Below are 14492 nucleotides of genomic sequence, written 5' to 3'. Positions count from 1 at the left end.
CTGCCCGACCCGTCACCCCCGCGCTGGTCGAGGCCGCTCCGCCACCCCACCCCGTTCTCATGTCAGGAGCACCGTCCCGTGTCCTCGTCCCTTTCATCGCTGCGCCGACTGCTGGCCGGCGCCGCCGCGACAGCGGTGACCGCGCTGGTCGCGGTAACCGCCTCGGCGTCCCCGGCCTCCGCGGCCACCACCACCCTCTACGCGTCGCCCTCCGGCACCGGCACCGCGTGTTCCGCCAGCCAACCGTGTTCGCTGACCGCCGCCCAGACCGCGGTACGGGCGATCAACAGCGCGATGTCCGGTGACATCGTCGTGGAGTTGGCCAACGGCGCGTACCGGCTCTCGTCGCCGCTGCGGTTCACCGCGGCCGACTCGGGCAACAACGGCTATCAGGTGATCTGGCGGGCGGCCTCCGGCGCGCGTCCGACGATCACCGGCGCCCGGGCGGTCACCGGCTGGTCGCTCGTCGACTCCGGAAAGAACATCTGGCGGGCCAACGTCGGCGCCGGGCTCGACTCCCGTCAGCTCTACGTCAACGGGGCCGTCGCCACCCGGGCACGCACCGCCGTGAACCGCTCCGACTTCACCTTCACCACGTCCGGCATGCGGTTCACCAACAGTGCGCTGAACTACCTGAACAACCTCGGCAACCAGAACCGGATCGAGGTGGAGAGCGTCGGCTCGTTCACCGACCGGTACTCACCGGTGCAGAGCATCAGCGGAAACTTCCTGACGATGCAGCAGCCGGCGTGGAACAACAACACCTTCGGGTTCGACACGCTGTCCCGTCCCCACCGGGCAGGCCCGTTCTACCTGGCCAACGCGTACGAGTTCCTGGACTCGGCGGGGGAGTGGTATCTCAACCCGAGTAACGGCCAGCTCAACTACATCCCGCTCAGCGGACAGAACATGAGCTCGGTCAGCGTGGAGCTGCCGCAGTTGCAGTCCCTGGTGAACGTCGGCGGCACCTACGACGCGCCCGCGCACCACATCTCGTTCAGCGGGATCACCTTCACCGGCACCAGCTGGCTCGGTCCGAGCAGCAGCAACGGCTTCGCCGACCAGCAGACCGGTGCGCACATCGTCGGTTCCTGGGCCCGCCCGTCGGACGCGCTGACCTCCTGCCAGGAGGGTTGCCAGCTGTTCGAGGCCACCCGCCCGAGCTGGGCGCAGATGCCGGCCGCGGTGCAGGTCTCCGCCGCCAACACCATCAGCTTCAGTGACTCCCAGTTCGTCAACCTCGGGCAGACGGCCATCGGCATCGGCAACGACGCCAACGCCCACGCCAGCGGCGTCGGCCTGGGCGCCAGCGACATCACCGTCACCCGCTCCGAGATCGCCCGCAACTCCGCCGGTGGCGTCGTGGTCGGCGGCGTACGCGCCGACGCCCACCACCCCAGTGACCAGCGGATGGTCAACCGCAACGTCACCATCAGCAACAACAAGGTGCACGATCTCGGTCTGGAGTACCGGGGCGTCGTCTCGATCCTGACGACCTACGTGAACACCTCGCTGGTCTCGCACAACGAGGTGTACAACATGCCGTACACCGGCCTGTCGGTTGGCTACGGCTGGGGCGCCAACGACGCCGGCGGCAGCCAGCACTACGCGAACCGTGGCCTGTACAACTACCAGCCGCGGTACTCCACGGCGACCACCGCGGCCAACAACCAGGTCATCGGCAACTACGTGCACGACGTCATGCAGCAGATGACCGACGGCGGGTGCATCTACTCGCTGTCGGCGAACCCGGGCGGGTTGATCGCCGAGAACTACTGCCTGCGCACCAACGGCTGGTTCGGGCTCTACTTCGACGAGGGCTCGCGCTACTACACCGCCCGCAACAACGTGTTCTCCTCCACCGGCACCTGGGCGACCGCCAACTACTACTACGCCGAGAACATGGGCAACTTCACGGTCACCAACAACTGGTCGACGAACAACTCCACGAACGTGACGAACGGTGACCGTGGCAACGTCGTCAACGGCAACGTCACGGTCAGCAACGGCAACTGGCCCTCGGGCGCGCAGACCGTGATCAACACGGCCGGCGTGCAGAGCGGTGGCAGCACCAACCCGACGAACGTGCAGATCGTGGGCGCACAGTCGGGCCGCTGTGCCGAGATCGGCAACTCCAGCACGACCAACGGCACGCAGGCTCAGATCTGGGACTGCATCAGTAACGTCGCCAACCAGCGGTGGACGCACACCGCGAGCCGGCAGCTCATGGTGTACGGCACCAAGTGCCTGGACGCCTCCGGCCAGGGCACCGTCAACGGCACGAAGGTGGTGATCTGGGACTGCAACGGTGGTGTCAACCAGCAGTGGAACATCAACGCCAACGGCACGATCACCGGTGTGCAGTCGGGTCTCTGCCTGGACGCCAACGGCGCCGGGACGGCGAACGGTACGAAGCTGATCCTCTGGTCCTGCTCCGGCGGCACCAACCAGCAGTGGCAGCTGCGCAGCTGATCCAGTAGCACGACACCGACAGGTCCGGGCCGGGGCGAGACGCCTCGGCCCGGACAGGTCCGGTCTACCGCGCCGTGTTCGCCCGGTCCACTGTCAACCCGGTCGCGGCGTCGTAGCGGACCGGGATGGGATCGGTGAGTTCCCCGACGAATGTTCCGTCGACGTGGTCGAGGAAACCGATGAGGGACCAGTCGTCGGCGGGTCCGGGGACCAGCCGTGGCGCGTACAGGTGCGGGTGGGTGAACGGCTGGGCGGACGCGATGTCCCACGGCCCGAGGGTGGTCTCGCCGGGTGCCACCCAGATCCGGTGGTCGTCGCGCCGGGCGCTGCCGGTGGCGTCGGTGGAGAAGAGCAGCAGCGGCTGCCCGTCGAGCACCGCGACCTGGGGCACCTCCAGGTGACCGAAGCCGGCCGGAGTCGACAGCGGCGGCGCGACGGTCCAGGTGACGAGGTCGGTGGAGGTGGCGTGGCCGACGACGCCGCGGGTGTTCGCCGGACCGGTGTTGGCGCGGGCGGTGATCAGCATGTGCCAACCCTCGCCGTCGGGATCGGGGAAGACCCAGGGGTCACGCCATGCCTGCTCGTACCACAGCTCCTTGTCCAGCAGCTCGTACCAGGTGGGGTCGGCCTGGACGATCGGCTCGGTGCCGTGCCGGTGCCAGGTCATGAGGTCGTCGGAGACGGCCAGTCCGATGCGTTGGACGAGCCCGTCCTCGGCGCGACCGACGCCGGTGTAGAACAGGTACCACCGTCCGTCCGGCCCGCGGACCGTGCAGCCCGTCCAGGTCGCCAGGTCGTCCCAGCCGGGTGCGTCGGAGGGGACCACGGCGTCGGCGACCAGGCGCCACGAGCGCAGGTCCGCCGAGACGGCGTGGCCGATGGTGGCCCGGCGGTGGCGGCGGTGCGGGTCGTGCAGGGCGCGGGACGCGCGCAGGAAGAACACGTGCCAGAGGCCGTTGTCGTCCCGCGCGTACCAGCTGTCCCACACCCAGTGGTCGGGTAGACGAAGCATGGTCGGAAACCTAGCACTAAACCGTTTTAGCGTTGGCTAAGGCCAGTCTTTGGTACGGACCGGAGGGCCGTTGCTCAGCCGGCCGGAGGCGCGAGGGACCGGCGTCGACGCAGGGGCATCGGCACCAGTGAGGGCTCGACGGCACCCCCGTCCAGGAGCAGTTCGACCGCTCGACGTCCCATCTGTTCGTGCGGCAGCGCCGTGGTGGCCAGGCTCGGACGCAACCAGGCGGCGATCGGGTCGTCGTCGAACGAGATGACCGAGATGTCCTCCGGGACGGTCAGCCCCGCCTCGCCGAGTGCCTGGTACGCGCCGAAGGCCAGCCGGTCGTTCATGCAGATGATCGCGCTGGGTCGCTCCGGCTTGCTGAGCAGGCTACGCGTGGCCGCGTACCCGTGCTCGGGCAACCACTCGGTGCAGAAACACTCGGCCAGGAGACCGACCTTCGCCTCGTCCAACGTCTGCCGGATGCCGTGCAGGCGGGCGCGGGCGGCGAGTGAGACCTCCGGGTCGTCCTCCTTGAGCCGGTTGCGGCCGATCAGCGCGATCGCGTCGCGGTGGCCGAGCTCCAGCAGGGCGGTGGCGACGGAGCGCCCGGCCCCCTCGTCGTCGGGGACAACGCTGGGCAGGCCGTCGGGGCTGGTGGCGTTGAGCAGCACCACCGGGCCGCCGAGGATGGCGGCGGGCACCGTCAGCCGTCTGGTCGCCATCGCCGCGTAGATAACCCCGTCGACCTGCCGGTCCAGGACGGCCTCGATGGCGTACTGCTCGAAGGTGGCGTCGCCCTGCGTCTCGGTGATGAGCAGGACGTGGTCCCGTTCGCGGGCCGCGTCGAGGGCGCCGCGGATGAGGTCGCCGGCGAACCGGGTCGTCGCCACGATGTCGGAGACGAACGCGATGGTGGCCGTCTTGCGGGTGCGCAGGCTGCGCGCGGCCAGGTTGGGTCGGTAGCCGAGTTCCTCGGCGGCGGCGAACACCCGTTGGTGCGCCTCGGCCGAGAGTCGGGTGCCCTCCCTGCCGTTGAGCACCATCGACGCGGCGGTCTTGGACAGCCCGGCCATCCGCGCGACGTCGGCGAGTGTTGCTCTGTTGCGGCCCATCAGTCCTCCGAATCAGGCGCGGTGCCACGGGCGCCGCTCCTGCCCATCATGATGCTTCGCCGTCCGGGATCGAGCGCCGGTCACGTCGGGTGTGGTGTGAACCCGACGTTTCCGCACCGTTGCCAAGTTGTCCTTGACAGCTTCCCGTGCCGCGCGCATGCTCTGCTAAATCAGTTTAGCGACCACTTCTGGTGCATCCAGAGGCGCCTTCGGTGGCCGTGCCGGTTCCTTTTGTGCTGACGGTACGGGTGCCGCGCCCGCGCGACAGGTCACGACGTACGTGTCGTGGCCTCCGCCGGGTCGCGGTGGTCCCGGTGGAGCCGTCGCGTGGCCATGGGTCGCGCGACGCGTGGAGATGTCGAGGAGTCATGAAATGGCAGAATTGCTGACAAAGTTTCCGCGACGGAGAACTGTGCTCCTCGCCTCGCTGCTGGCCGTGGGGATGACCGCGACGGCCTGCAGCGCGCCGGGCGAGGACCGGTCGTCGACCCAGAAGTCCGACGCCGCCGTCAAGACGGAGCTGGGCGCCGACCCGATCACCCTGGAGATGTACGCGGAGACCGGCTTCCCGCTGGCCAAGGCGTTGGCCGACGAGTTCTCCAAGCAGCACTCGAACGTCAAGTTCAACGTCCGCGAGGACCAGTTCACGGTGATCGTGGAGAACGCGCCCCGGGTGATGGCGTCGGACAACTCGCCCGACATCATCCGGCTCCCGACCATGGTCGACCTGGTCAAGGACGACCTGCTCAAGAACCTGGACCCGTACTTCACCGCGTACGGCTGGGACAAGTTCCCCGCCTCGCAGCTCATGCAGCTGCGCGTCGGCGAGAACACCCGGGGCACCGGCTCGCTGTACGGGATGGGACTCGGCTACAGCGTCACCGGCGTCTTCTACAACAGGAAGCTGGCCACTCAGATCGGCATGACCCAGCCGCCGGCCACCGTCGCCGAGTTCGAGGAACTGCTGGCCAAGGCGAAGACCGGCGGGGTCCAGCCGATCATGCAGTTCAACAAGAACACCGCGGGCATCAACTTCCCGCACCAGGCGCTGCAGAACCAGTTCGGCGACCCGACCCAGGTCGCCGACTGGATCTTCCAGAAGCCGGGGGCCACGTTCGACACCCCGGCCGCCCTGAAGGCCACCCAGACCATTCAGAAGTGGGCCCAGGCCGGCTACTTCACCAAGGACGCCAACGCCCTGGACTATGCCGGCATGGTGGGGGAGTTCCAGAAGGGCAACGGCCTGTTCATGTTCAACGGCGACTGGGAGTCGGCCAACCTCGACAAGTCGATGCCCGGCAACGTGGGCTTCTTCCTCTTCCCCACCGAGTCCGCCGGTGGAAAGCACGTGGCGATGTCCGCCCCCAACACCTTCGGTGTCTCCGCCAAGGCCAAGAACCCGGACGCCGCCGCGTACTTCCTGAACTGGGTGCACACCAACGCCAAGGCCCGCGAGATCTCGGTGACCGTCGGCGGCTCCAGCCCCGGCGGCCCGAGTGACCTGCCGGTGCCGAGCGCCGCCCCGAACACAGTGCTGGCCGAGACCCTGAAGGCGTCACAGCAGCTCGGCGCGGAGAACGGCGCTGTGGACTTCACCGCGAACGCGACCGGCGGCATCTTCGCCGCCGCGATCACGCCGGAGATGCAGAAGCTGATCGCCGGTCAGCAGACGCCCGAGGGGTACGTGAAGGCGGTCCAGGCCGAGTACCAGAAGGAACTGTCCCGATGACGTCTGCCCTCGGCAGCGCACCAACCGGGCGCGACGATCGTCGCGCCCGCCCCACCCCCACGCGGGCCCACCGATTCCGGTGGGCCCGCGCGGCCGGGACCGGCTGGTTGTACGTCCTGCCCGCCCTGGTGATGTACGCGGTGTTCGTCCTGCGCCCGCTCGTCCTGACGCTCCAGTATTCGCTCTACGACTGGAACGGCATCGGGGTGGCCCGCTGGGTGGGCCTGGACAACTACCTCACCGTGTTCACCGACAGCGACCTGCTGAAAATCATCGGCAACGCGATCGTCCTGATCGTCTTCTTCAGCTTCATCCCCGTCGCGCTGGGGCTGTTGGTGGCGAGCGTGGTTCGCCGGATCACCACCGGCGTGTTCGGCACCGTCGTCCGGACCATCCTGTTCCTCCCGCAGGTCATCCCCCTGGTGGCGGCGGGCATCGCGTGGAGCTGGCTGCTCTCGTCGAACGGTCTGGTCAACCAGGCGCTGCGCGCGGTCGGACTGGGTGGCGTCGCCCGCGCCTGGCTCGGCGACTTCGACACGGCGCTGCCAGCCGTCGGCGTCATCGGGGCCTGGGTCCTGCTCGGCCTCTGCACGATCCTGCTGGTCACCGGCATGAGCAAGATCGACCCGGCGCTGTACGAGGCCGCCCGCCTCGACGGTGCCGGTCCGGTCCGTGAGTTCCTCGCCGTGACCCTGCCCAGCCTGCGTCAGGAGATCGGCGTCTGCCTCACCGTGACGATCATCGCGGCGCTGGCGAGCTTCGACATCGTCTACATCTCCACCAGCGGCGGCCCCGGCCTCCAGACCACGGTGCCGGGCCTGGAGATCTACCGGCTGGCCTTCTCGCAGCGGCAGGTGGGGCTCGCCTCGGCGCTCGCTGTCGTACTCATGCTGCTCGTGCTGGTGTGTGTGCTGCCGATCCAGCGCCTGAGCCGAGGGGACAAGCAGTGAACTTGAGCCGTCGCGAACAGTTGACCGGCCGGGTCTTCCTGATCGCCCTGATCGTCGTCACCCTGCTGCCGTTCGTGAGCATGCTCTCGGCGGCGTTGCAGCCCCGAGGCACCGTGCCCAGCGGGCTCGAGTGGCCGTCCGACCCGCAGTGGGGCAACTTCGCCGACGCCTTCACCGCCGCGAACATGGGCGCCCTGCTCCGCTCCAGCCTGCTCATCGTGGCCGGTGTCGTACCGGTGTCGGTGCTCATCGCGACCATGGCCGGCTTCGGGCTCGGTCAGCTGCGCGTCCCCGGTGGCCGGCTCGTCTTCGGTCTCTTCCTGCTGGGTCTGACCCTGCCGTTCGAGGCCGTGGTCACGCCGCTCTACTACCAGATGCAGGACCTCGGCCTGCTCAACACCCGCTGGGCCATCATCCTGCCGCTGATCGGGCTCTACATGCCGTTCGCGGTGTTCTGGATGCGGGCACACTTCACCAACGTGCCGGTCGAGTTGTCCGAGGCGGCCCGGGTGGACGGCAGCAGCACGTGGCAGTTGTTCTGGCGGGTCCAGGTGCCGCTCGCCCGGCCGGCGATCGCCTCGCTGACCATCCTGATGTTCCTCTGGACGTGGAACCAGTTCCTGCTCGCCATCGTCCTCGTGGACGACGCGACCAAACGCACCATGGCCGGGGCGCTCGGCGCGTTCCAGGGCCAGTGGGGCACCGACCTGGTGCTGCTGTGCGCCGGGTCGCTGCTGATCCTCACCCCGACCCTCATCGTGTTCCTGATCTTCCAGCGACAGTTCATCAAGGCCCTGATCCAAGGGTCAGTGAAGGGGTAGGCAGTGGTCACAGAGCCGCAGATCCACGGCGACGTCGACGATCGGTTCGGGCGCGTCGCCGACGTCTTCCGCGACAACTTCACCTCCCGGGGAGAGGTCGGCGCCGCGGTCACCGTCTACGTGCGGGGCCGCAAGGTCGTCGACCTGTACGGCGGGGTGGCCGACACCCGTACCGGGCGGCAGTGGGACGCGCACACGCCGGTCGTCGTCTTCTCCTGCACCAAGGGGATCCTGGCGATCTGCGCCTACCTGCTGGCCCAGCAGGGCCGGCTCGACCTCGACGCTCCCGTGACGCGCTACTGGCCGGAGTTCGGACAGCACGGCAAGGCGGACATCCCGGTGCGCTGGCTGCTCACGCACCAGGCAGGTCTGCCCGCGGTGGACCGACCGCTGACCCTCGACGAGGTGCTGGCGTGGGATCCGGTCATCAAGGCGATCGAGGCGCAGGCCCCGCTGTGGGAGCCGGGCACGGCGCACGGCTACCACTCGATGACCTACGGTTGGCTGGTCGGAGAGGTGATCCACCGCATCACCGGCCAACTACCCGGCGCGTACTTCGCCGACACCGTCGCGGGCCCGCTCGGCCTGCGTACCTGGCTGGGGCTCCCGGCCGCCGAGAGCGACACCGTCGCCTGGGGCGTGGCACCGCCCCCGGACCCTGAACCGTTCGTGGACCCGGTCGCCGAACGGGGCATCACCATGGGGGGCGCTTTCGCCTTCCCCGCCGATGCCGACGGCCTGGTCAGCTTCAACGACGACGCCATCCGGGCCGCCGGTGTTCCCGGCGCGGGCGCGGTGAGCACCGCCGAGGGCCTCGCGCGCCTCTACGCCGCCTGTGTGTCGGAACTGCAGGGTGGGCCGCTGCTCACGGCGGCGTCGGTGGACGACGCGGTGGTGGTTCGCTCGCGTGGTCAGCAGCGGCACGGCCCGCCGGACACCGGGCAGCGCTGGGGAACCGGCTTCCTGCTGCACTCGCCACCGGCCCGGCCCCTGCTGGGTGAGCGCAGCTTCGGCCACGACGGCGCGGGCGGCAACCTGGCCTTCGCCGACGCCGAGCATCAGGTGGGCTTCGGCTACGTGGTCAACCAGATGCGCGGGATGGGCGACGAGCGCGCCAATCTGCTCACCGCCGCCCTCCGAACCTGCCTCCAGGACTGACCCCCCCGGGTCCCGCCCTCTGGGGGGCCTCGGTCGATCATGAAGTTGTTGCCCCGACACGTCGTGGACGGTGGCAACAACTTCATGATCACCGGGGTGGGGCCGCCGGATCGCGGCGAGGGCGTCGCCCGGCCCCGGCCTCAGGGCTTGGACTGGCCCAGCAGCCAGCGCAGGATGCTGGCGTCCTCGTAGGTCGGCCCGAACGCGGCGTGGTAGTCCGGTACCGAGAACGCGGCGTCGGCGTACTCGGTGTAGCGCACCAGATCGGCGGTCTGCTCGGGCGTCTTGCCCCGGGCGGCGTACGCCTGCCGCAGCAGGGTCGTGGAGTTGCGCGCGCCCGAGACGTTGAGCAGGTGGTCGTGCTCGCCGTGCGTGATCCACAGCGGCACCTCGGCCGCCGCGATGGCGGTCGCCTGGGTGGCGTTGACCGGGAAGCCACCGGTCACCAACCCGCCGGCGAACAGGTCGGGACGCTTGGCGAACGCCTCCCAGAGCAACTGCGAGCCGTACGACACGGTGGTCGCGTACACCCGACGGGTGTCCACGGCGAACTGGCCGACGAACTGGTCGAGCAGCTTGACCAGCAGGTCCGCCTCGGCGACTCCACCGACCCGCTGGTGCTGGGGCGCCAGGACGATGACGTCCTCGGCGGTGCCGGTCCACTGCGGTTGGAGCCACGCGGTCGCCGGGATGTCGGCGGCGAGTTGGACGCCGAGGTTGTCGCCGTCCCAGCCCATGCCGTGGCCGGGCAGGACGACCATCAGTGGGTATCTGCGGCCCGGCTGGTAGTTCTTCGGCAGGTGGTAGTGGTACGGCAACACCATTCCGCCACTCAGGAACGAGCCGTAGGTGAACTCGTCGACCAGTTGGTTGACCGGCTTCTCGGTGACGGGACGGGATTCGCGCGGGGTGGCCCGGGCGAGCACCGGCCCCTTGCCGGCCCCCCGGCCGGGCTGGCCGTGCACGTCCTTGCGTTGCACGACCCGGGTCGGCAGCTCGGGATTGACCTTCACGGTGCAGAGGAAGGTCGGGCACTTGGAGACGATGACCGTCGAGCCGCCGGTGTCGGCGGGGTTCAGTTCGACGATGACGTACCTGCCCGGCGCCGATCGGTGGTCGGCACGGGTGCCGGGTGTTCCGTTGGTGTAGGTGTGGGTGACGGTCCGGTCGGCGAGCTTCGGCAGGTCCTCGATCGGGTTGAAGCGGAAGTTGTAGATGGTGTCGGTGACCGAGAACGTGCCGGTGTCGAGGGTGCGCGGGTTGACAGTGGCCGCGTACTCGATCGCCACCGCCGAGACCTTCTGGCCGTAGGTGTAGACGGTGGTGATCGGGGTGATGCTGCGGATTCCGTCAGTGCGGCCCGGGCCGCTGCCCGCGCTGCCGTACGCCGTGCCGGAGGCGCCGGCCAGGACGAGGGTGGCGGCGAGCGGGATCAGTCCTTTTCGCAGTCTCATGGGGGTCCTTTCTCGGGGGTGGTGCGCTCAGTCAGCGATCCCGGCGGGGGACCGGGAGTGGGACGGGTCGGAGCGAGTCAGTCGCTAAACTGATTTAGCAGAGCATCGATCGCCGGCCCGGCGGTGTCAATACCGAGCGCGCAACGAGCCGGAAACCCGCGCCGCCGACGGCCCGGACCGCTCTGACCGCGCGGTCGACCCCTCCCGCGAGCACTGCAACAAACCTGCAAGCGTCAGCTATTGCCTTTCCGGAAACCGCTTTCCTACGATTGCGTTACATCGATGTTCCATTTGACGGTCGTGTGAGCGATGGCACCGGGCGCACTCCGCTCGCACGGCACAACCCTGCTCCTAGCAGGGCACGAGCGATCTCGATGTAATCCTTGCGATTGACTGCCGTCAATTCTGGAATGTTGTCCGTCGGCAGCTGTGGTCGCGATCTCCGTCGAGTCGAAACCTGGAACGAGACGAATGCGAAGGTGAGGCGACATGAGACGACCAGTCGTGTTGCGACGTCAGGCGGTGCTGGCCGCGGTGGCCGTGGTGATCGCGGTCGGGGTGGCCCTACCGACCCCGCAGGCTTCGGCGGCGGTCGGCAGCGCCACCGGCTACGCCACCCAGAACGGCGGGACCACCGGCGGCGCGGGCGGGCAGACGGTGCGGGCCACCACGGGCACCGCGATCCACGCGGCTCTGTGCGGTCGGCCCAGCAGCAGCACCCCGATCACCATCGAGGTGAGCGGGACCATCAATCACGGCAACACCAGCAAGGTGTCGGGGTCGAGCTGCAACACCGCGGCGGGCGTGATCGAGCTCAAGCAGATCAGCAACGTCACCATCATCGGGGTCGGCAGCGCCGTCTTCGACCAGCTCGGCATCCACATCCGCGACTCCAGCAACATCATCATCCAGAACGTGACGGTTCGGAACGTCAAGAAGTCGGGCTCGCCCACCTCCAACGGTGGGGACGCCATCGGCATGGAGAGCACGGTCCGCAACGTCTGGGTCGATCACGTCACCCTGGAGGCCTCGGGCGGGGAGTCCGAGGGGTACGACGGCCTCTTCGACATGAAGGACAACACCCAGTACGTGACGCTGTCGTACAGCGTCCTGCGCAACTCAGGTCGGGGTGGCCTCGTCGGGTCCAGCGAGAGCGACCTCTCGAACGGCTTCATCACGTACCACCACAACCTCTACGAGAACATCGATTCCCGCACGCCGCTGCTGCGAGGCGGGGTCGCCCACATCTACAACAACCACTACGTGAGCCTGCACGAGTCGGGGATCAACTCCCGGGCGGGGGCCAGGGCCAAGGTGGAGAACAACTACTTCCGCGACTCCAAGGACGTCCTGGGCACCTTCTACACCAACGAGCGCGGCTACTGGCAGGTCGCCGGCAACGTCTTCGACAACGTGACCTGGTCCAGCGCGGGCAGCGAGAACTACCCCGCCGGACCGAACCCGACCTCCAACACCACTGTCAGCATCCCGTATTCGTACCGTCTCGACGGGGCGAGCTGTGTGCCGGAGGTCGTCCGTCAGACGGTCGGCGCCAACACGGGCCTGAAGGTGTCCGACGGCAGTTGCTCGCCGCAGACCCCGCCGCCGACCACCCCGCCGCCGACCACGCCCCCGCCCACGACGCCCCCGCCCACGACGCCCCCGCCCACCGGCGGGACCAACCTCAGCCTGGGTGCCGGCGCCGACGGCTCCAGCAAGGCCAGCGGAACCAGCTACGGCAATGTGCGTGACGGCAACCTGAGCACCTGGTGGTCACCGGCCGGCTCGACCGGCACGATCTCGATCAAGTGGAGCTCCGCGACCCAGGTGTCCCGCGTGGTGATCCGCGAGCCGTCCGGCACCCAGGGATCCATCGGGTCCTGGCAGCTGATCAACAACGACAACGGAGCTGTCCTGGCCTCCGGCAGTGGGGCGGGTTCGATCACCTTCCCGGCCACCGCGATGAGCAAGGTCAACTTCAAGATCAACAGTTCCAGCGGTACGCCACGGGTCGGTGAGTTCGAGACGTACGCCAGCTAGAACCTGTTTCATCAGGGCGGTCGCCGTCGGTCACCTTCGTCGGGGGCGATTGCGGTGCTGAGCGGTATACCTCAGGGGTGTGGATATGCCTCTGAGGTATACCGCTCCTCGGCGGATCGACGTGGGCGAGGCGGCCGAGCGCGCCGTCACGAATCCGTCGACGGCAGAGTGTCCATGAAGGAGCTGACCGAGAAGACCGCTCGCCCGGGCCCGGCCGGGCCGTACCCGGGCGGGCTGGACAGGCCGTGGGCGTCCATCGTCGCCCGGTAGGCCTCCAGCAGGCGGACGTGGTATTCGAGCGGCGCGCCCTGCGGGTTCGTCCGGCCCAGCGGTGTGGTGGGCTCCGGGCACCACGTGGTGAAGCGGGGTGTGATCCCCCGGGACATGAAGTAGTCGAGCCCCTCGGTGGTGGAGGCGATCGCCTCGTCGACGCTGGTGAAGCCGTGCGGGGCGGCCATCTCGACGCCCGCCACGAAGTTCGGGATCACGTTGCGCGGGCCGAACACCTCGGCCGAGTCGAGGATGCGTCGGTGCCACTCCTCCCGACCGACGTACCGCTCCTTGCCCGGGCAGTACAACTCGAACAGCCGCTTGTCCCACACCTCGTAGTTGGGGTGGTAGATGCGGATCCCGTAGTCGTGGAACCGCTGCACATCGGCTCGGGGGAGCGCCTGGGCCACCACCTTGCCGATCCACCGTCCCGGAAACCGCTCCTCGATCGCCTGCGCGTACCGGCCGTAGAAGTCGGCCTCGGCCAGCCCGTTGACCTGCGAGGTGATGCTGCCACCGGTCAGCGTGTACGCCTGCGACGCGCGATCGACGTCGTGTCGGTTGATGATCTCCAGGGCCTCGAGGACCTCGTCGACGGGCTTGACCCCGGTGTAGGGCCGGCCGGCCTGCTTGTGCTGCCGCCAGTTGTGGTTGATGTCGCAGTACTGGCACTCCTCCTTGGCGCCGAAGTACTGGCAGACCCGGAACGCGGTCAGGTAGATGAGATAGCCCCACTGGATCGTCGGGGCGACCTCCATCACCGACTTGCCGTTGGCGAGCGTGTGACGGTAGTACGCCGGCATGGGGGGCAGCCCGACATCGGCGATCGGCCGTCCGTCCAGGAACAGGCGCAGTCGACCGTCGCTGTCGGTGCCGACACGGTACGGCGAGCTGGGGTTGGTGCGGACCGAGACGACGGTACGACGCAGCTCGTACGGACCCCCGGTGAGCACGATCTCCTCCGGTGGCCGGCGCAGCGCCGCCGTCCCCAACTCGGGCAACGTCCGGTGATCGAAGGAGAAGATGAAGTACGACTTCGGCTTCACGTCGCCGTGCTCGTTGTCGGTCAGTGCCGCGTCGTCGAAGGCGAGCCCGCCCCGCAGCAGGTCCTCCTTGAGGACCGCCTCCCGCGGCACGTGGGGAAAACGGCTCATCAGATCTTCGACGAGGTCGGTGCGCGACGTCATGCGGTTCCTCCCGAACGCGGTACGCAGCACCGGGTGGCCGGTGCCACCCGGTGCCGGCTGATCAGCTCTGCTTGGTCTCCCAGAAGATCTTCGAGATCTCCTCGATCTTGCCGAGGAGCTGCTCGGCGACCGCCGGGTCCGCGGCGCCCTTCGTGCCGCCGGCACCTGCCAGCTTCGTCGCCTCGTTGAAGAGGCCGTGCAGGTGGGGGTACCTCTCGAAGTGCGGCTGCTTGAAGTAGAGCCGGGCCGGTGCCGAACCCCCTGCTGGTCGGTGGCGTACAGTCGGCATCGGCGCGGAC

10 protein-coding genes and 1 pseudogene are annotated in these 14492 nt (G+C 68.6%); 6 read left to right on the top strand and 5 right to left on the bottom strand.

Annotated elements, in window-relative coordinates; genetic code table 11:
* Positions 1 to 78: 78 nt before the first annotated feature.
* Positions 79 to 2472 carry an RICIN domain-containing protein gene (locus ABZ749_RS03615; RefSeq protein WP_357222384.1) on the top strand — a complete coding sequence of 798 codons (2394 nt, stop codon included), beginning with the start codon at positions 79 to 81 and terminating at the stop codon, positions 2470 to 2472.
* Positions 2473 to 2536: 64 nt separating this feature from the next.
* On the opposite strand, the pseudogene ABZ749_RS03610 reads toward ABZ749_RS03615, so the two are convergent.
* Positions 2537 to 3505, bottom strand: a pseudogene (locus ABZ749_RS03610) (family 43 glycosylhydrolase); the annotation flags it as partial.
* A gap of 53 nt (positions 3506 to 3558) precedes the next feature.
* Positions 3559 to 4584, bottom strand: a complete 1026-nt coding sequence (locus ABZ749_RS03605; protein ID WP_355006919.1) for a LacI family DNA-binding transcriptional regulator — start codon at positions 4582 to 4584, stop codon at positions 3559 to 3561.
* Between the two features lie 373 nt (positions 4585 to 4957).
* On the opposite strand from ABZ749_RS03605, the gene ABZ749_RS03600 reads away from it, so the two are divergent.
* From ABZ749_RS03600 to ABZ749_RS03585, 4 genes are read left to right on the top strand one after another with little or no spacing between them, the layout of a single operon-like run.
* Positions 4958 to 6313 carry an extracellular solute-binding protein gene (locus ABZ749_RS03600; RefSeq protein WP_357222382.1) on the top strand — a complete coding sequence of 452 codons (1356 nt, stop codon included), beginning with the start codon at positions 4958 to 4960 and terminating at the stop codon, positions 6311 to 6313.
* Entirely contained in the window at positions 6310 to 7263 is a 954-nt protein-coding gene (locus ABZ749_RS03595) for a sugar ABC transporter permease (protein ID WP_357222380.1), read from the top strand. The genes ABZ749_RS03600 and ABZ749_RS03595 overlap by 4 nt, the downstream gene beginning before the upstream one ends.
* Positions 7260 to 8084: a carbohydrate ABC transporter permease gene (locus tag ABZ749_RS03590; protein ID WP_124860646.1), complete on the top strand. Its 825-nt coding sequence runs from the start codon at positions 7260 to 7262 to the stop codon at positions 8082 to 8084. Before ABZ749_RS03595 ends, ABZ749_RS03590 begins: the two co-directional genes overlap by 4 nt.
* A 3-nt stretch (positions 8085 to 8087) precedes the next feature.
* Positions 8088 to 9242 (top strand): serine hydrolase domain-containing protein, encoded by a 1155-nt coding sequence (locus ABZ749_RS03585; RefSeq protein ID WP_357222378.1) that lies wholly within the window; start codon positions 8088 to 8090, stop codon positions 9240 to 9242.
* 140 nt (positions 9243 to 9382) lie between these two features.
* Here the strand turns inward: ABZ749_RS03585 and ABZ749_RS03580 are convergent, their stop codons facing one another.
* Complete coding sequence (locus ABZ749_RS03580) at positions 9383 to 10696, bottom strand: hypothetical protein (protein WP_357222376.1); 1314 nt, start codon at positions 10694 to 10696, stop codon at positions 9383 to 9385.
* A gap of 489 nt (positions 10697 to 11185) precedes the next feature.
* On the opposite strand from ABZ749_RS03580, the gene ABZ749_RS03575 reads away from it, so the two are divergent.
* Entirely contained in the window at positions 11186 to 12736 is a 1551-nt protein-coding gene (locus ABZ749_RS03575; protein ID WP_357222374.1) for a pectate lyase, read from the top strand.
* A gap of 146 nt (positions 12737 to 12882) precedes the next feature.
* Here the strand turns inward: ABZ749_RS03575 and ABZ749_RS03570 are convergent, their stop codons facing one another.
* Together ABZ749_RS03570 and ABZ749_RS03565 are read right to left on the bottom strand one after the other, a co-directional pair.
* Positions 12883 to 14193: a radical SAM protein gene (locus ABZ749_RS03570; protein WP_357222372.1), complete on the bottom strand. Its 1311-nt coding sequence runs from the start codon at positions 14191 to 14193 to the stop codon at positions 12883 to 12885.
* A 61-nt stretch (positions 14194 to 14254) separates the two neighbouring features.
* The coding region (locus tag ABZ749_RS03565; protein ID WP_357222370.1) for a superoxide dismutase [Ni] at positions 14255 to 14492 on the bottom strand (238 nt) is incomplete at its 5' end.

It is taken from the genome of Micromonospora sp. NPDC047753 (assembly GCF_040642735.1).
Lineage (GTDB): Bacteria > Actinomycetota > Actinomycetes > Mycobacteriales > Micromonosporaceae > Micromonospora.
Note: the sequence above shows the minus strand (reverse complement) of the source record. Positions and strands in the feature narration are given on the sequence as shown.